Origin of the sequence: Streptomyces sp. SID14478, from assembly GCF_010548525.1 — a bacterium.
Classification (GTDB): Bacteria; Actinomycetota; Actinomycetes; order Streptomycetales; family Streptomycetaceae; genus Streptomyces.
This window is the reverse complement of record NZ_JAAGMG010000844.1, coordinates 1-16476: the sequence shown is the minus strand read 5'-3', so window position 1 is coordinate 16476 and position 16476 is coordinate 1. Positions and strand designations below refer to the sequence as shown.

The window sequence follows — 16476 nt, the reverse complement described above, 5'->3', positions numbered from 1 at the left end:
CTTCCCGAGGACCGGGTGGTCGCCGCCGAGCAGGCCGGACACCGTGCGCTCGCGGCGACGGTACGGCGCCAGGCCGGCGGCCCTGTCACCGAGCCCGCCGCGATCGACGACACTGGTGACAAGGCGGGCGACCCGAGCGGCGCCCCTCGCTAGCGGCAGCCGCCGAGAAGGGTCCGGTCGGACAGGCATGAGCACGCAGCACGACACGGCGGCGGCGCGGCCGCCGGACACCGTGTCCGCGGTGGTACGGCAGTGGCAGGCCGTGCACCCCGACGTCGACACCGGCCCGATGGAGATCATCGGCCGCATCAACCGGTGCGCCGCGCTCCTGCAGCAGGCCGAGGACGCGCCCCTGCGGCACGCCGGACTGACCCGGCCCGAGTTCGACCTGCTGGGCACCTTGCGCCGCACCGGACGTGAGCTCACCCCCGGCGACCTGGCACGCGAGACGTTCTCGTCCGGAGCCGCGGTGACGAAGCGGCTCAAGCAGCTGCAGGAGCGGGGCCTGGTGGCCCGGCGCGGCGACACCAGGGACCGGCGGGTGTCGCACCTGAGCCTCACGGAGGACGGCCGCGCCCTCGTCGACGGCATCCTGCCGCAGCAGCTGGCGTACGAGGCGACGGTCCTCGCCGGCCTCGACGGCGGCCGCGACACTCAACTGAGCTCCCTGCTGGGCGAGTTGCTCTCCCAGCTGGAAGGACGCCTGGGCGGCCCCCGGGCCTAGGGCCGGACAGGCCCGAGGAGCGAGCGGTCAGTCGAGGGGCAGGTTCGGCTTCTGCGGTGCCATCGACCGACCCGCGACGTGCGCGGTCACCGCCTTGTGGACCTCCTCCGGGGACAGATACGCGTCGGTCATCTCGAAGTCCTTGAGCGTGGCGGGCCGGTTGCGCTGGAACCCGGTGCGTACGAAGTCGTCGCCCGCCAGCGCGTTGAGGCTCCAGTTCGCCGCTGTCCTGAAGCGCGCGGTCAGCGTCCGCAGCGCACCCAAGTGGTAGCCGCGCGCGACGACTTGCGCGGGCAGCCCGGTCAGCTGCACGCCCAGCGGCTTCGACACCGCCTGGATGCCGCCGAGGTCGACGACGAGCCCGAGGTCCTTGTGCCGGTAGGGAGTCAACGGCGTCCCGCGCACCGCCGCGAGCACATTGCGGGCCGCCGCCCAGCCCTGACGCATCGCGTGCTGCGCCGTCGGCGGGCAGATCGCGTCGCCGCCCTTGACGAGGTCCGGCACGGCCGCGGCGTCGCCGAGCGCGAAGACCCCGTCGAGGCCCGGCACGGTCAGCTCGGGCGTGACCACGAGCCGGCCCCGGTTCGTCTCCGCGTTCAGGGTCGCGACGAGCGGACTCGGTGCGACACCCGCCGTCCAGATCAGGGTGTGGCAGGGCAGTTCGCGCCCGTCGGTGAGGGTGACGGTGTCCTCGGTGGCCTTCGCGACGGACACGCCGAGCGAGACGTGCACCCCGCGGCGCTCCAGGATCGCCATCGCCTTGTCGCCGAGCCGGGGGCCGAGCTCCGGCATCAACTTCGGTGCCACGTCGACCAGATGCCACTTGATGCCCTTCGGGTCGAGCCCGGGGTACCGCTTCACGGCCGAGGTCGTCAGACGCTGCAGGTACGCCGCGGTCTCGGTGCCGGCGTAGCCGCCGCCGACCACCACGAACTGCAGTCGCGCCTCCCGCTCGGCCGGATCCGAACTCGCCGCCGCGAGGTCCAGCTGCGCGATGACGTGGTCCCGGATCCAGGCCGCCTCGGCGAGCGTCTTGACGCCGACGGCATGCTCCTCGACGCCCGGGATGTCGAACTGCCGCGTCACGCTGCCCGGCGTCAGGACCAGATGGTCGTAGCGCTCGACGACGCTCTCGCCGTTGATCTTCCGCACCACGACGGCCTTCGCCTCCGGGTCCACGCCGACGGCGCCGCCCGGCACGATCGCGGTGCGCCGCAGCATCCGGCGCAGTGGCACGGCGACCGACTGCGGCGTCAGCACGCCGGAGGCGACGTGGGGCAGCAGCGGCAGGTACAGCTGGTGGTCCATGGGACTGACGAGCTTCAGCACCGCTTCCCCGGGCTTCAGCTCCTTCTCCAGCTTGTGGGCGCACTCCATCCCGGCGAACCCACCGCCGATGATCAGGATCCGCGGCACGGTCGAGGTACGGGGAGCGGTCATCTGGGATCTCTCCTGGGCTGGACTGGGTACGGACAGACGAGGAGCGTCGCCGGTCATGCGTATCCGGATCGGCGCCACTCAATCCCCTGACTCAGCGCCATCCTGCGACGCCCGTCGCGTCGCCGCACGTCAGCCGCCGGGCCGAGAGGGAGGTCACAGCGATCCGCGCGGGCGGGGAACGCGCGCCCCGTGGCAGCGCCACAGGACCTGCGGGGCCCGGCCTCGGGGACTACGCCGTTGGGGGAGCACGGTCGGCCGCGAGGCGCGCGGCTAGATTCCAGGCCGGTGGCGGATCGGATGGTCCGCGGGCACCTCGACGACGCAGATCCGGGTGCCGTCCGGGTCCCGGATCCACATCTCGACGAGCCCCCACGGTTCCTTGCGCGGTTCCCGCAGCACCGGCACGCCCCGCGCCGCCAGCTCCTCGTGCGTGGCCACTACGTCCGCCACCTGCAGCCACAGCTGCAGGCCCGGCTCCGCGGGCGGATCGGCCCGTCCCGAGACCTCCAGGAAGCCGCCGCCGAGGAAGTACACCGTGCCCCGCTCGGGGCCCGTCCCGAACTCCCGGTAGACGGCGAGCCCCAGCGCCTCGCCGTAGAACGCCCGCGACCGCTCGGGGTCGCCGGGCCGGATCAGAACCCTGCTGCTCAGTACGTGAACCATGCCGACGCACAGTAGTGCGGCCGGGTTAACCTCGACGGCGCCGACCGGCCACAGCCGTCCCTACGAGATCGGAGAGCCGCCCATGAGCGCCGCCGCCCACCCCGCCCCCGGTGACCTGAGCTTCCGCGATGCCACCGAGGCGGACATCGACACGCTCGTGGCGCTCATCGAGTCGGCCTACCGGGGGGACGACAGCCGCGTCGGCTGGACCACGGAGGCGGACATCCTGGAGGGGCAGCGCACGGACCCGCAGGGCGTCCTCGACGTGATCAAGGCGGCCGACAGCAGGCTGCTCACCGTCGAGCGGGGCGGCGCGACGGTGGCCTGCTGCCAGCTGGAGCACCGCGGCGACCACGCCTACTTCGGCATGTTCGCCGTCAGCCCTGCCCTGCAGGGCGCGGGCCTCGGGAAGGTGATCATCGCAGAGGCGGAGCGCACGGCGCGCGAGACGTGGGGCGTGCGCGAGATGCACATGACCGTGATCTCCGTGCGGGACGACCTCATCGCCTGGTACGAGCGCCGCGGCTACCGCCGTACGGGAAAGATGACCCCCTTCCCGTACGGCGACGAGCGCTTCGGCATCCCGCAGCGCGACGACCTGCAGTTCGAGCTGCTGGTCAAGCCGCTGGCCTGAACCGCAGGCGGAGCCGGCTACGCGGTGAAGCGGCCGGTCCGCTTGATCTCCGGGTAGTCGGTGGTCGCCCCGTCGAGGCCGAGCGCCCGGACCAGCCGCAGGTCGTCCTGCGTGTTCACCACCCAGCCGATGATCCGCAGGTCCGCCTTGCGGGCGTGCTCGACGATCTCCTGCGTCAGGCGTCGGATGTTGAGCACGAGGGTCGTGGCGCCGACGGCCACGGCCCGCTCGACGACGTCCGTGCCGTAGCGGCTGGCGACGAGCGCCGTGCGCACGCCCGGCACCAGGCGCGCGATCTCGGCGACGGCCTCGTCGTGGAACGAGATCACCTCGACTCGGTGCACCAGATCGCGGCTGAGCAGCACGTCGGCGAGGGCGCGGGCCGCCGCCGTGTCCTTGATCTCGGCCTGCAGCGGCGCGCTCACCGCGTCGACGACCTCCTCGAACACCGGCACCCGCTCCCCGCGCCCGGCATCCAGGGTCCGCAGCTCGGCGAGGGTCTTCTCGGCGATGGGGCCCTTGCCGTCCGTGGTGCGGTCCACGTCGGCGTCGTGCATGACGACGAGCGCGCCGTCCTTGCTCAGGTGCAGGTCGAGTTCGATGAGGTCGAGTCCCGCTCGCTGCGCGGCGACGAAGGAACGGAGGGTGTTCTCGGGTTCGACACCCGCGACTCCGCGATGCCCGATGGTGAGGAAGTTCAAGATGGTCTCGCTTCCGTCGACGGCGGCTCGGCTGTCGCGCACCGGCGGACGGCACGCGACAGGTCCCGAGCCTAGGGCCTGTCCGGCGGATCAGGTCGTGGTCCGCACCGTTTTGTGCGGGTGAGCGGGGTCTGGTGCGTGCAGCTGCGAGGCGGAGGAGGGCGTCGACGCGGAGCGTGGGCAACCGACGACAACGCCGCAGGTCGGCGTGCCGGACCCGCATCCGCGACAAGATCTGCTGGACAGGCCCTAACGGCCCGCCTCGGCGTGGGAGCCGCCGCGACGGGAGGGAGCGGAGTCGTCCGCTCTCGTGCCCGCGATGCCCAGCAGCAGACCGGTGATGACGGCGGCGACGAGGACGGCTCGGGTGCTCACGGCTGACGTACTCCCATGGGGCGCGGGACGGGGGACCTGTCCGTCCTACCGCTGTCGACCCGGCTCCGGCCGGCAGGGTCACCCGCCGGTGGGCGAGTCCCCGGCGGGTTGACCGGGCGCGGGCGGCAGTGCCGCGAGATCCGCCAACATGCCCCGCGTCAGCTCGACTTCGGCCAGCAGATGCCGCTCGCTCCAGCGCAGCGCGATCTGCGGATGGGCCCACGCCTCCACCCCGTCGGCCCGCGCCAGCGCGCCCCGTACCTCCTTCAACTCGCCCTCGGTGCGGGCCAGGTGCTCCTCGACGAGCGTCCGCAGCCGCTCGGGCTCGGCGAGGTGCCCGAGCCACACCCGCAGCACCACCGGGTGCTTGAGCGTGACGGCGTCCGCGTCCCGGCCCTCGGCCCACGCCGCGAGTGCGGACCGCCCCGCCTCCGTGATGGCGTACGCCCGCTTCGCCCGCGGCTCCTCGGGGCCCGACTGCCGGGACGTGACGTGCCCCAGGCCTTCGAGGCGGCGCAGTTCGGCGTAGATCTGGCTGAAGGCGGGCGCCCCGTAGAAGAAGCGGAGCGAGGCGTCGGCCCATTTCTTCAGCTCGTACCCGGTTCGCTCACCCGGGAAGGACAGCAGGCCGAGCACGGCCCAGGCGGTCGGTGGCAGCGGCGAGGTCGGCATGCGTCCGCATTGAAGTGAGCCGCGCGGGCGGGCGCAAGACCTCGTACCGACTATGCGGCCGTGCGCCGCAGCCGCGCCGACAGATGGTGCTGCAGCGGCTGCCCGACCGCGGCGAGGTCGTGCACGAACTCCAGGGTGTCGGCGTCGGTCAGCACGTAGCGGCGGCGGGTCCCCTCGACCTCCTTGGCCGTCGGCGTGAGCGCCACGCTGTCGGTCGTGAGGTCGATTGAGGTGCCGGCCGCCTGCCCGACCGCGATCTCCGCGATGCCCGTGGGCTGCGTGATCAGTGCCTCCACCCGGCCCTGCGGCTGCAGCCGCCACCAGCCGCTCTCCCGTGCCGCGGGCCGCAGCGGCGCGTCGTCCTCGCCGAGCAGCCAGGCCCGTGCCTCGTACCGCAGGAAGGGGCGCCCGTCGTGCCGGAAGGTGACCTCCTGGGCGTACGTGAACTCCCCGTCGAGCGTGGGATAGCCGCCGCGCCCGCGCCCGTGCCACGTCCCCAGCAGGCCCAGTACGGGCGTGAGCAGTTCGTGCGGTGCGGGTGCGGCGTCGGGCCGGTCGCTCTCGCGGTACGGGTACTGCGGTGCGGCGTCGGACACGGGGGAACTCCTGAGGTGGGCAACGGTGCGGCTGCACAGCCTATGACCTCCGTGGGCGCGGGCCGCCGGGGGCCGGAGCCTCCGTACCCCTTCCCCTTTCTGATGGACCGTCATATAGCTATTAGTCATATGGAGGCGAGGCCCACCACCCACCCACCGTCCGGAGGCACCGTGAAGTTCTCCGTCATCTTCGAGGCCCAGCTCGCCGACCCCACCGTCGAGCGGGAACACCAGCTCTTCCACGACTGCGTCGAACAGGCCGTCCTCGCCGAGGAGATGGGGTTCGACCGCATCTGGGCGGTCGAACACCACTCCCTGAAGTGGTACGCCCACATGTCCGCGCCCGAGATCTTCCTGACCTGGGTCGCGGCCCGCACGACCCGGATCCGCGTCGGGCACGGTGTGGTCTGCATGCCCTTCCGGTTCAACCACCCGGCCCGGGTCGCCGAGCGCGCCGCCACCCTCGACCTGCTCAGCGGCGGCCGCCTCGACCTCGGGGCCGGGCGTGGCGGCACCGCGCAGGAGACGTCCCTGTGCGGCGTCGACAAGGAGCGCACGACCCAGGAGGTCGAGGAGGCGCTGCGCATCATCGGCAAGGCCTGGGAGAAGGACGAGCTGGAACACCACGGCCCGCTCCTCGACATCGATCCGCACCCGATCCTGCCCCGCCCCGCGCAGAGCCCGCACCCACCGCTCTTCCTGGCCTGCAGTCGCACCGAGACGCTGCGCCAGGCCGCCGAACTCGGCGTCGGCGCCCTGGTGATGGGGTTCGCGGGGCCCGATTCGATCGCCGAGATGCGGCGCGCGTACGACGCGGCGCGCGCCGCCCGGACCCCGGAGCGCCTCGTCTCCTCGGTCGTCAACGACCACTTCGCCGTCCTGTGCCCCACGATCGTCTCGGACGACCGCGACAGCGCCCGCCGGATCGGCATCCGTGGCCAGCGCTTCTTCGCGCAGTCCATCGGCCACTGGTACGGCGGCGCCGGCATCCCCGACGAGGCCGTCGTCGAGGGCACGGACGAGGCGGCGGAGATGCGCAGGGCCGCCGAACAGGTCGTGGCCCGCCTCAACGAGCAGCACATCCCGGTCCGTCCCACCGCCACGGCCACCTTCAACGCCGACCACGCGTACGGCACGGCCGCCGACGCCATCGCCTATGTGGAGCGGCTCCGCGACGCGGGCGCCGACGAGGTCATGTGTCTCGTCCAGATGGGTACGGTCCCGCAGGACGCCTGCACGGAGACGCTGCGGCAGTGGGGCGAGACCGTGATCCCGCACTTCCGCGGCGCCCGCTCCTGAACCCGCCCGGTCCCGCCCACCCACTCCGGAGTCGCCCATGTCCACCGAACAGACCCCCGGCGCCGTCGACCGGCTGGCCCCCGGGGCCCGCGCCGTCGTCGACGCCATTTCCGCCGTCTTCCCCGACCTCGGCGGCAGCGTCACCGACGCGGCCGAGGCCCGCCGGATCCTCGCGGCCGCGCCCGAGATGCCGTTCCCGGCGCCCGTCGTGGCGGCCGTCGAGGACCGGGAGATACCGGGTCCGCCCGGGGCGCCCGCCATCCCCGTACGGATCTATCTGCCGCAGCCCGCGGCCACGGACGCCGCCGACGCGCCGGTGGTCGTGTTCTTCCACGGCGGCGGCTGGGTCATCGGCGACCTCGACAGCCACGACGCGACCGCGCGCGGCCTGTGCCGGGACGCCGGGGCCGTCGTCGTCTCCGTCGACTACCGGCTCGCCCCCGAGGCGCCGTTCCCCGCGGCCGTCGAGGACGCGTACGCGGCCGTGTGCTGGGTCGCCGACCACGCCGCCGAACTCGGCGCGGACCCGGGCGCGTTGACCGTCGCCGGGGACAGCGCGGGCGGGAACCTCGCCGCCGTCGTCGCCCACATCGCCCGCGACGAGGGCGGCCCGCACATCGCCCGGCAGGTCCTCGTCTACCCCGCGACGGACGCCCGGCAGAAAGCCGGCTCCTTCGCCGCCAACGCGGACGGGTACTTCCTGACGGCGGTTCACTGCCACTGGTTCCGCGAGCAGTACCTGGGGCCCGACGGCGACCCGGCCCACCCCCACGTCTCGCCGCTCCTCGTCGAGGACTTCGCGGGGCTCCCGCCCGCCCACGTCGTCACCGCGGGATGCGATCCGCTGTGCGACGAGGGCCGTGCGTACGCCCAGGCGCTGCGGGACGCCGGGGTACCGGTCACCGAGAGCCGTTTCCCGGGGATGTTCCACGGCTTCTTCGGCTTCCCCGACCTCCTGGAGGACGCCCGCCGGGCCCGGGCGGACGTCGCAGAGGTCATCGCCTCGACCGTACGAGACAGGAAAAACAGTGGTGACCTAGGGGGTCGGGCAGGATAATTTCCCGAGTCTCCTCTTGTGGCGGAGAACCTCGCCCGCATACGGTGTTCGTACGCGAGGTTCTCCCGTGGAGGATGGGTCATGACGGAAATACTTGTGCAGGCGGGCGTGGAGGAGAGTGTTCCTCCGGCTCGGACGGTCGGCGACAGGGTGGTGGAGCACCCGGCATGGCCCGTGCTCAAGGACGCCGTGGAGGAGATCAGGACCTGGCAGGACAAGGACGGGTCGATCGACTTCGACGCCGAGAGCGCCCCCGCGCGGTCGACCGTGGACCTTGCGCTGGACCGGGTCGTGTCCGCCGTCGAACAGCTCGCCCCGCTGCTTGCCCACGACGCCGCCTACCACGAGGCGCTCGTCGGCGACCTGCGCCGCTGGGCCGACGAGGGTTTCCGCGTCCCCGACTTCCTGGACTCGCTGCTCGCCTTCCAGCCCGCCGCGCGGCGCCGTGACGGCCTCCAGCACCTGGTGCTCTTCCCCATGTACACGCAGAACGGGAACCCGGACCGCAACCTGGAAGCCGTCGTGCTGCGCATGGTCTGGCCCGAGTGGCTGGCCGAGCTCGAGGCCACGCGCTACGACAACCCACTGTTCTGCGGCATCACCTTCGAGGACTTCACCTCGGGCTACGACACGAACTCCGCGGTGCTCTTCCCCGAGACGATCGCCGTGCGCGAGGCCCCCGAGCGCTTCTCCTGGGGCGGCATCTTCTGCGACCGCGAGGCGGCCCGCTTCCGCCGCGTCACCGAGGCCGCCGTCGACATCCTCGGCGTCGAACTGCCGACGGACATCGCGCGGATGGTCGGCGACCAGGACCGCTGCCAGCAGGCGTTCGTGCTGTGGGACATGGTCCACGACCGCACGCACAGCCACGGCGACCTGCCCTTCGACCCGTTCATGATCAAGCAGCGTCAGCCGTTCTGGATGTACGGCCTGGAAGAGCTGCGCTGCGACCTCACCGCCTTCAAGGAGGCCGTGAAGCTGGAGGCCGACGGCGTCCCGCAGGGCCGCGACGTCCAGTACGCGGTGCTCTTCGACCGCATGTTCCGCTTCCCGGTCACCGGCGAGCGCGTCCGCAACTACGACGGCCTCGGCGGCCAGCTCCTCTTCGCGTACCTGCACAAGCACGACGTGGTGCGCTGGACGGACAACAAGCTGCACATCGACTGGCAGCGCGCCCCCGAGGTCACGACCCGGCTGTGCACCGAGATCGAGACCCTGTACCGCGACGGCATCGACCGCCCCAAACTGGTCCACTGGTTCGCCGCGTACGACCTGGTCTCGACGTACCTCGCCCCGCACCCGGGATCGCGCTGGGCCAAGGGCCCCGACGCCCTGGACACCTCGCTGCCGCCGCGCAAACTCGTGGACGAGGTGCTTCCGGACGAGTTTCCGCTGAGCATGTTCTATGAGGCGCTTTCCAAGAAGCTGAAGCACGTGATCGCCTCGACCAAGGGGATCACCGCGGCGGGCGCCGCAGACGTACGCGCGGCGCATGCCGCTCCGGTGGAGCCGGTCCTTGCACCGGGGGCCGCGTGAACAACCCCGTACAGCAGGAGGCGACTGCCATGACCGACACCACCGATGTCACCAGGGACGCGCTGGACGGTGCCGTGATCGCGGTCGCCGGAGCGGCGGGGCCGGCCGGACGCGCCACCCTCAAGCGGCTCGCGGAGGCGGGCGCCACGGTCATCGGCGCCGACGCCGACCCCGAGCGCCTCGCCGAGGCCGTCGACGAGGCGCGCTACGCGCACGGCGGCGCCACCGTCATCGGCGACACCGTCGACCTGCTCGACCTGCACGCCACCCGGGACTGGGCCGACCGCGTCGAGAAGGACTTCGGCCGCGTCGACGGCCTGGTCCACCTCGTCGGCGGCTGGCGCGGCGGCGCGAGCTTCGCCGAGACCGACCTCGCCGACTGGGAGCTGCTCGAAAAGCTCCTGATCCGCACCGTCCAGCACACCTCGCTCGCCTTCCAGGAGGGCCTGTCCCGCTCCGACCGGGGCCGCTACCTGCTGATCAGCGCCGCGGGTGCCTCCAAGCCGACCGCGGGCAACGCCGCGTACGCCGCCTCCAAGGCCGCGGCCGAGGCATGGACGCTGGCGCTCGGCGACGCCTTCCGCAAGGCGGGGGGTGACGCGGGCCCGCAGCAGGCTGCTGCGATCCTGGTGGTGAAGGCGCTGGTGCACGACGCGATGCGCGCGGAGCGCCCCAACGCGAAGTTCGCGGGCTTCACAGACGTCAGGCAGCTGGCCGAGGCCATCGCCGGCGTCTGGAACCGGCCCGCCGCCGAAGTGAACGGGACCCGTCTGTGGCTGACCGAGAAGCCGTGAACCCGCCGAAGACCGACGCGCGCCGGCACCACGACCCCACGACCAGGGGTTTCGCGAGCGACAACTACGCGGGCGCCCACCCGGAGATCATGGCCGCGCTGGCCCTGGCCAACGGCGGGCACCAGGTCGCCTACGGCGAGGACGACTACACGGACCACCTCCAGCAGATCATCCGCAGCCACTTCGGGCCGACCGCGGAGGCGTTCCCCGTCTTCAACGGCACGGGGGCCAACGTCGTCGCGCTCCAGGCGGTCACCGACCGCTGGGGCGCGGTGATCTGCGCCGAGTCCGCACACATCAACGTCGACGAGGGCGGCGCCCCCGAGCGGATGGGCGGGCTGAAGCTGCTCACGGTCGCGACGCCCGACGGCAAGCTCACCCCCGAGCTCATCGACAAGCAGGCGTTCGGCTGGGACGACGAGCACCGCGCCATGCCGCAGGTCGTCTCGATCACGCAGTCCACGGAACTGGGCACGCTCTACACGCCCGACGAGATCCGCGCGATCTGCGACCACGCCCACCAGCACGGCATGAAGGTGCACCTGGACGGCTCGCGGATAGCCAACGCGGCCGCGGCGCTCGACGTCCCCATGCGGACGTTCACGAACGCGGTCGGCGTCGACATCCTCTCGCTCGGCGGCACGAAGAACGGCGCGCTGTTCGGCGAGGCCGTCGTCGTCCTCAACCAGGACGCGGTGCGCCACATGAAGCACCTGCGCAAGCTGTCGATGCAGCTCGCCTCGAAGATGCGCTTCGTCTCGGTGCAGTTGGAGGCGCTGCTCGCCAAGGACCTGTGGCTGCGCAACGCCCGGCACGCCAACGAGATGGCCCAGCGCCTCGCCGAGGGCGCCCGCGCCGTCGACGGCGTGCGGATTCTTCACCAGGTGCAGGCCAACGGCGTCTTCGCCCGCCTCCCGCACGACGTCTCGGAGCGCCTCATGAAGCGCTACCGGTTCTACTTCTGGGACGAAGCCGCGGGCGACGTCCGCTGGATGTGCGCCTTCGACACCCGCGAGGAGGACGTCGACGGCTTCGTCGCGGCGCTCAAGGAGGAGATGGCGCGCTAGCCGTCCGCCCGAACTCTGCATAGGTATGCGACCGACCGTAATTCCATTGACCGGGGTCGGTCGCGTTCCTATGCTCCCGTGCCATGCAGCTGATCCAGCAGAACCCCGACCTCTCGGCCTACTTGGCCGCTGATGACGTCGTCGACCATCACCACCCCCTCGTACGGGAGACGGCCGGGCGCCTGGCCGAGGGCGTCGCCGATTCCTATGCATACGCCCGCGCCGCCTACGAGTTCGTCCGCGACACCATCCCGCACTCGGCCGACAGCGGGGACATGCGTGTCACGTGGCGGGCCTCCGACGTCCTGGAGCAGGGCACCGGCATCTGCCACGCGAAAGCCCATGCGCTGACCGCCCTCCTGCGGGCCGAGGACATTCCCACGGCCCTCTGTTACCAGCGACTGACGCACGATGCCGGGACGGGCTGGTGCGTGCACGGCCTGATCGCCGTGCGGTTCGGCGGAGCCTGGCACCGACAGGACGCACGGGGGAACAGGCCGGGCGTCGACGCCCAGTTCTCCCTGGACGGCGAGCGGCTCGCCTTCGCGCCTGACCCTGAGTCCAATGAGCTGGACTATCCGGTACTCTTTGATGTACCGCACCCGGTGGTGCTCGACGCCCTGCGCAGCGCCCCGGATCGCCCGCACCTCTGGGAGCACCTCCCCGACTCCCTCGCTCCGTAAGGCAGGTCATGTCCCTCCAGCTCACCGTCACCGAGGACGTCCACGCGCTCGCGCCCGGCTTCCACCACATCGCCATCGAGGCGTACGGACTCGTCAACACGCCCAGCACGGAAGGGACGTCGGCCCTCCTCGACGACGCCGCGCGCCGACTGGCCGCGCGGCTGGACGGCCGGGCCCCGCACGAGGACCCGCACATGGTGGCCTGGCGCGACGCCTACAAGGCCTTCGGCGCCAAGCCGAACCGCACCCGCAATTCGGCGGAGGCGCTGGCGAAGCGGGCGCTCAGCGAGGCGGGCCTGCCGCGGATCAACAGCCTCGTCGATGTCTACAACGCGATCAGCGTCGCCCATCTGATCCCGGTCGGCGGCGAGGACCTCGACCGCATCCGGGGCGGGATGCGACTCATCAGGGCCACCGGTGCGGAGGACTTCGTCACCGTCGCCGCGGGCGAGCAGGTCGTCGAGCACCCGGACGCGGGCGAGGTCGTCTGGTGCGACGACGAGGGAGTCACCTGCCGCCGCTGGAACTGGCGGCAGGGACCGCGTACCTGCCTCGACGACACCTCGACGAACGCCCTGTTCCTCCTGGAGGGGATGGGCGAGCACGCGGGCCTGGAGGCGGCGGGCGCCGAACTGGCGGAACTGCTCGAGAAGTTCAGCCCCGGCGCACAGCTCACCGTCCACCCCGCGGTCTGAGGCGCGGACGGCCGGGCCGATCCGTGCGGCCGGGCCCGGCCTAGGGCGTGTTGTGAAAGTCCCGCCTGCCCCGCGACGCCCGGCACGCCCGCTCGCGGCGTTGCCGAAGCGCCCGCATAGCTCCGCTATGAGGACGCTCCGGCGCCTTGCGATCGCACGCACCGGACGCCGCGGGGCCCGCCCTTCGGGCGAACGACGGGACTTTCACAACACGCCCTAGCCGGCGGCCTCCGCGGCCTCGGCGGCCTTGACCTCTTCGGGGGTGGGGGCAGTGCCGCCCAGGTGCGCGGGCATCCACCAGGTGTCGTCCGGGCCCTTGGGGCGTACGGGATAGGCGCGCTGCGCCGCTTCCAGGAGCTCCTGCACGCCCTCGCGCAGCTTGCGCGTGATCGCCCCGGCGTACTGGTCACGCGACGCCTCGAGGGCCTCGCCCACCCGGATCGTGATCGGGATGTGCTGCCGCTTGAAGTTGCGCGGACGGCCCTTCGTCCACACCCGCTGCGTGCCCCACAGAGCCATCGGGATCAGCGGCACCCCGGCCTCCTGGGCCAGCCGCACGGCGCCGGTCTTGAAGCTCTTCAGCGTGAACGACTGCGAGATCGTCGCCTCGGGGAAGACGCCGATGATCTCGCCGGCGCGCAGTGACGCCAGCGCGTGCTGGTACGCCTGCTCGCCCTGCGCGCGGTCCACCGGGATGTGCTTCATGCTGCGCATCAGCGGCCCGGAGATCTTGTGGCGGAACACCGATTCCTTCGCCATGAACCGGACCAGGCGCTTTTGTGGCAGAGCAGCGAGACCGTCGAAGATGAAGTCCAGGTAGCTGATGTGATTGCTGACCAGGACGGCACCGCCCGAGCGCGGAATGTTCTCCGAGCCCTTGCAGTCGATCTTCAGGTCGAGCGCCTTGAACATCGTTTTCGCGGCGCCGATGACCGGACGGTAGACGAGCTCTGCCATGGAGGGGGTGGACCCTTCTTAGTGCCGTGGGGAAGCTTTTCCGGAGGTTCCGGAGAAGCAGGCTCCCGGCGGTAAGTTACGCAGCCGTAGGTTTTCCGGCTTGCGCAGATCGTGCCCCAAGAACGGCTGGGTGACCAGTCCTGGTTCCGGCCGTGCGCGAGATCCTTGTCACGTGGTCGGGAATGCCGTCGGGCGTTTGTGCGCTGCACAGGAGAACCAGGGGACAAAGGAGGAGCGGGTGACTGTGGCCGAAGTGACGCTGGGCGTCGACGAGTTGGGTGAGGAGCTGGGGGAGCGGGCCACGCTCGTGCAGTTCTCCAGTGCGTTCTGCGCCCCCTGCCGGGCCACACGGCGCGTTCTCGCCGAAGTCGCCGCCATGGTGCCCGGCGTGTCCCATGTCGAGATCGACGCGGAGGCCGAGCTCGCGCTCGTACGCCGCGTCGGCGTCGTCAAGACACCCACCGTGCTCGTGCTCGACGCCCGGGGCCGCGAGGTGCGCCGCGCGGCCGGCCAGCCGCGCCGGGCCGACGTCATCGCGGCGCTCGGTGCGGCCGTCTGAAGCAGCGGCAGCCGCGGGGGAGGCGTATGTGGTGACGCATCTCCCAGATGACGGAACGCACTTGACTGCACGCGCCACGTATCGTCAGTCTGACCGTATGCCCCTGGAACTCCTTCTCTTCGAGCGGGTCCACGTCGACCTGGCCCGCTGTTCGAGCGCCCGCTGTCCCGTCTCCTGACGCAGCCACGGACCCCTCTCGAACCCTCCGGCAGAAGGACAACTCCATGACGGCCACGCCCGATCTGCGCACCGCCCGTCCCGCCACCCCCGACCTGCTCCGCTCGGTCTTCCGGCAGCACGCCGCCGGCGTCGCGGTGATCACGGCGGCGGGCAGCGCCCCCGTGGGCTTCACCGCCACCTCCCTCACCTCGGTTTCCGCCGCACCCCCGGTGATCTCGTTCGGCATCGGCCTGGGCGCGTCCAGCTGGCCCACCGTGGCCGAGGCCGACCACGTCGGCGTGCACATACTCGGCGAGCATCAGGCCGATCTCGCCGCCACCTTCGCCAAGAGCGGCGCCGACCGCTTCGGCGCCCCCACCCGCTGGTTCGAGGGACCCGAGGGCGTCCCGGTCCTCGACGGCGTCCTGGCCTGGCTCGTGTGCAAGGTGATCGCCCGGGTACCCGCCGGGGACCACCGGATCGTGCTCGCCGAGGCGGTCTGCGGGGACCCGGCGGGCGCCGGTCGTCCGCTGCTGTACCACCAGGGCCGTTTCCACGGGCTGCGCGACTGAGAGTTCCTGCGCGGCGCGACTACGGAGCGTTGGCAAGGTCACAGTTCAAAGCGCTTGCTCAGTGGGCATGAACTGGGTGTACTGACGAGTAATATTTCGTTCGGAGCGCGGGCCGCCCCGAACCGGAAGAGTCCGCTTCCGGCGCCTATGCTGCCTGCAAGAAGGCGTGGTGCGCCGCAGCAGCAAAGCCGCCCAGTAAAAGACGATTGCAGTAGGAGAGCCGGCGTGAGCTTGAGGATCGTTGTCACCGTGAAGTACGTGCCCGATGCCACGGGTGATCGGCATTTCGCCGAGGATCTGACCGTCGATCGTGATGACGTCGACGGGCTGCTGTCGGAGCTGGACGAGTACGCGGTCGAGCAGGCGTTGCAGATCGCGGACGACGCGGACGACGCGGAGGTCACCGTGTTGACGGTGGGTCCGGAGGACGCGAAGGACGCGCTGCGCAAGGCGTTGTCGATGGGTGCGGACAAGGCGATCCACGTCGAGGACGACGATCTGCACGGTACGGATGTCATCGGTACGTCGCTGGTGTTGGCCAAGGCCATCGAGAAGGCGGGTTACGACCTGGTGATCTCGGGGATGGCGTCGACGGACGGTACGGCGGGTGTGGTGCCGGCGCTGCTGGCCGAGCGTTTGGGTGTGCCGCAGGTGACGCTGCTGTCCGAGGTGGCGGTGGCCGACGGCGTGGTGACCGGACGGCGTGACGGGGATGCGGCGTCGGAGCGACTGGAGGCTTCGCTGCCGGCGGTGGTGTCGGTGACCGACCAGTCGGGCGAGGCGCGTTACCCGTCGTTCAAGGGGATCATGGCCGCCAAGAAGAAGCCGGTGGAGGCCTGGGACCTTTCCGACCTGGAGCTGGAGGCGGGGCAGGTGGGCCTTGAGGGTGCCTGGACGAAGGTCGACTCCGCCACCGAGCGTCCCGCGCGCACCGCGGGCACGATCGTGAAGGACGAGGGTGAGGGCGGCAAGCAGCTCGCCGAGTTCCTCGCGGGCCAGAAGTTCATCTGAGCCTCGGTCGCCCCTGACATCCGCCCCACTTCTCGTAACCGCAGGAGATTGAAGTCCCATGGCTGAAGTTCTGGTCTACGTCGACCACGTGGACGGTGCCGTCCGCAAGCCCACCCTCGAACTGCTGACGCTGGCCCGCCGTATCGGTGAGCCCGTCGCGGTCGCGCTCGGCAGCAACGCCGCCGACACGGCTGGCGTACTCGGTGAGCACGGCGCGATCAAGGTCCTCACCAGCGACGCCCCCGAGTTCGCCGACTACCTGGTCGTACCGAAGGTCGACGC

General features: G+C 71.4%; 19 protein-coding genes and 1 pseudogene. 13 read left to right on the top strand and 7 right to left on the bottom strand.

All coding sequences use genetic code 11. The features are described from left to right. Positions 1–187: 187 nt before the first annotated feature. Entirely contained in the window at positions 188–724 is a 537-nt protein-coding gene (locus G3I40_RS27660) for a MarR family transcriptional regulator (protein ID WP_164305032.1), read from the top strand. 27 nt (positions 725–751) lie between these two features. On the opposite strand, the gene G3I40_RS27655 is transcribed toward G3I40_RS27660, so the two are convergent. Together G3I40_RS27655 and G3I40_RS27650 are read right to left on the bottom strand one after the other, a co-directional pair. Further along, positions 752–2164, bottom strand: a complete 1413-nt coding sequence (locus tag G3I40_RS27655; RefSeq protein WP_164305030.1) for an NAD(P)/FAD-dependent oxidoreductase — start codon at positions 2162–2164, stop codon at positions 752–754. Positions 2165–2434: 270 nt separating this feature from the next. Continuing rightward, positions 2435–2827 (bottom strand): VOC family protein, encoded by a 393-nt coding sequence (locus tag G3I40_RS27650; protein ID WP_164305028.1) that lies wholly within the window; start codon positions 2825–2827, stop codon positions 2435–2437. Between the two features lie 82 nt (positions 2828–2909). On the opposite strand from G3I40_RS27650, the gene G3I40_RS27645 reads away from it, so the two are divergent. After that, positions 2910–3461 (top strand): GNAT family N-acetyltransferase, encoded by a 552-nt coding sequence (locus G3I40_RS27645; protein WP_164305026.1) that lies wholly within the window; start codon positions 2910–2912, stop codon positions 3459–3461. Between the two features lie 17 nt (positions 3462–3478). Here the strand turns inward: G3I40_RS27645 and G3I40_RS27640 are convergent, their stop codons facing one another. The 4 genes from G3I40_RS27640 to G3I40_RS27630 all read right to left on the bottom strand — a co-directional run bounded on the left by G3I40_RS27640 (position 3479) and on the right by G3I40_RS27630 (position 5805). Continuing rightward, positions 3479–4162 carry a glycerophosphodiester phosphodiesterase family protein gene (locus G3I40_RS27640; protein ID WP_164305037.1) on the bottom strand — a complete coding sequence of 228 codons (684 nt, stop codon included), beginning with the start codon at positions 4160–4162 and terminating at the stop codon, positions 3479–3481. 249 nt (positions 4163–4411) lie between these two features. Further along, entirely contained in the window at positions 4412–4537 is a 126-nt protein-coding gene (locus G3I40_RS47975) for a hypothetical protein (RefSeq protein ID WP_275410228.1), read from the bottom strand. A gap of 78 nt (positions 4538–4615) precedes the next feature. Then, positions 4616–5209, bottom strand: coding sequence for a PadR family transcriptional regulator (locus G3I40_RS27635; protein ID WP_164305024.1), 594 nt, complete (start codon positions 5207–5209; stop codon positions 4616–4618). Positions 5210–5259: 50 nt separating this feature from the next. Continuing rightward, positions 5260–5805, bottom strand: coding sequence for an FABP family protein (locus tag G3I40_RS27630; protein ID WP_164305022.1), 546 nt, complete (start codon positions 5803–5805; stop codon positions 5260–5262). 171 nt (positions 5806–5976) lie between these two features. On the opposite strand from G3I40_RS27630, the gene G3I40_RS27625 reads away from it, so the two are divergent. From G3I40_RS27625 to G3I40_RS27595, 7 genes are all read left to right on the top strand, one after another. Further along, on the top strand, positions 5977–7104 hold the full coding sequence (locus G3I40_RS27625) for an LLM class flavin-dependent oxidoreductase (RefSeq protein WP_164305021.1): 1128 nt from the start codon (positions 5977–5979) through the stop codon (positions 7102–7104). Positions 7105–7141: 37 nt separating this feature from the next. Further along, the gene (locus tag G3I40_RS27620; RefSeq protein ID WP_164305018.1) at positions 7142–8161 is read left to right on the top strand and encodes an alpha/beta hydrolase; all 1020 of its coding nucleotides are present in this window, start codon (positions 7142–7144) and stop codon (positions 8159–8161) included. 81 nt (positions 8162–8242) lie between these two features. Beyond that, positions 8243–9697: a DUF6421 family protein gene (locus G3I40_RS27615; RefSeq protein ID WP_164305016.1), complete on the top strand. Its 1455-nt coding sequence runs from the start codon at positions 8243–8245 to the stop codon at positions 9695–9697. 29 nt (positions 9698–9726) lie between these two features. After that, positions 9727–10491, top strand: a complete 765-nt coding sequence (locus G3I40_RS27610; protein ID WP_164305014.1) for an SDR family NAD(P)-dependent oxidoreductase — start codon at positions 9727–9729, stop codon at positions 10489–10491. Then, the gene (locus G3I40_RS27605; RefSeq protein WP_164305036.1) at positions 10488–11558 is read left to right on the top strand and encodes a low specificity L-threonine aldolase; all 1071 of its coding nucleotides are present in this window, start codon (positions 10488–10490) and stop codon (positions 11556–11558) included. Before G3I40_RS27610 ends, G3I40_RS27605 begins: the two co-directional genes overlap by 4 nt. An 83-nt stretch (positions 11559–11641) precedes the next feature. Continuing rightward, positions 11642–12241 carry a transglutaminase family protein gene (locus G3I40_RS27600; protein WP_164305012.1) on the top strand — a complete coding sequence of 200 codons (600 nt, stop codon included), beginning with the start codon at positions 11642–11644 and terminating at the stop codon, positions 12239–12241. A gap of 8 nt (positions 12242–12249) precedes the next feature. Continuing rightward, positions 12250–12936 (top strand): phenylalanine--tRNA ligase beta subunit-related protein, encoded by a 687-nt coding sequence (locus tag G3I40_RS27595; RefSeq protein WP_164305010.1) that lies wholly within the window; start codon positions 12250–12252, stop codon positions 12934–12936. 216 nt (positions 12937–13152) lie between these two features. Here the strand turns inward: G3I40_RS27595 and G3I40_RS27590 are convergent, their stop codons facing one another. Beyond that, positions 13153–13893: a lysophospholipid acyltransferase family protein gene (locus tag G3I40_RS27590; protein ID WP_164305008.1), complete on the bottom strand. Its 741-nt coding sequence runs from the start codon at positions 13891–13893 to the stop codon at positions 13153–13155. A 238-nt stretch (positions 13894–14131) separates the two neighbouring features. On the opposite strand from G3I40_RS27590, the gene G3I40_RS27585 reads away from it, so the two are divergent. The 4 genes and pseudogenes from G3I40_RS27585 to G3I40_RS27570 all read left to right on the top strand — a co-directional run. Continuing rightward, positions 14132–14452: a thioredoxin family protein gene (locus G3I40_RS27585; RefSeq protein ID WP_164305006.1), complete on the top strand. Its 321-nt coding sequence runs from the start codon at positions 14132–14134 to the stop codon at positions 14450–14452. 224 nt (positions 14453–14676) lie between these two features. Next, a complete protein-coding gene (locus G3I40_RS27580; RefSeq protein WP_164305004.1) occupies positions 14677–15183 on the top strand; it encodes a flavin reductase family protein in 507 nt (168 codons plus the stop codon). 225 nt (positions 15184–15408) lie between these two features. Next, positions 15409–16194, top strand: a complete 786-nt coding sequence (locus tag G3I40_RS27575; protein WP_164305034.1) for an electron transfer flavoprotein subunit beta/FixA family protein — start codon at positions 15409–15411, stop codon at positions 16192–16194. 58 nt (positions 16195–16252) lie between these two features. Beyond that, positions 16253–16476, top strand: a pseudogene (locus G3I40_RS27570) (electron transfer flavoprotein subunit alpha/FixB family protein); the annotation flags it as partial.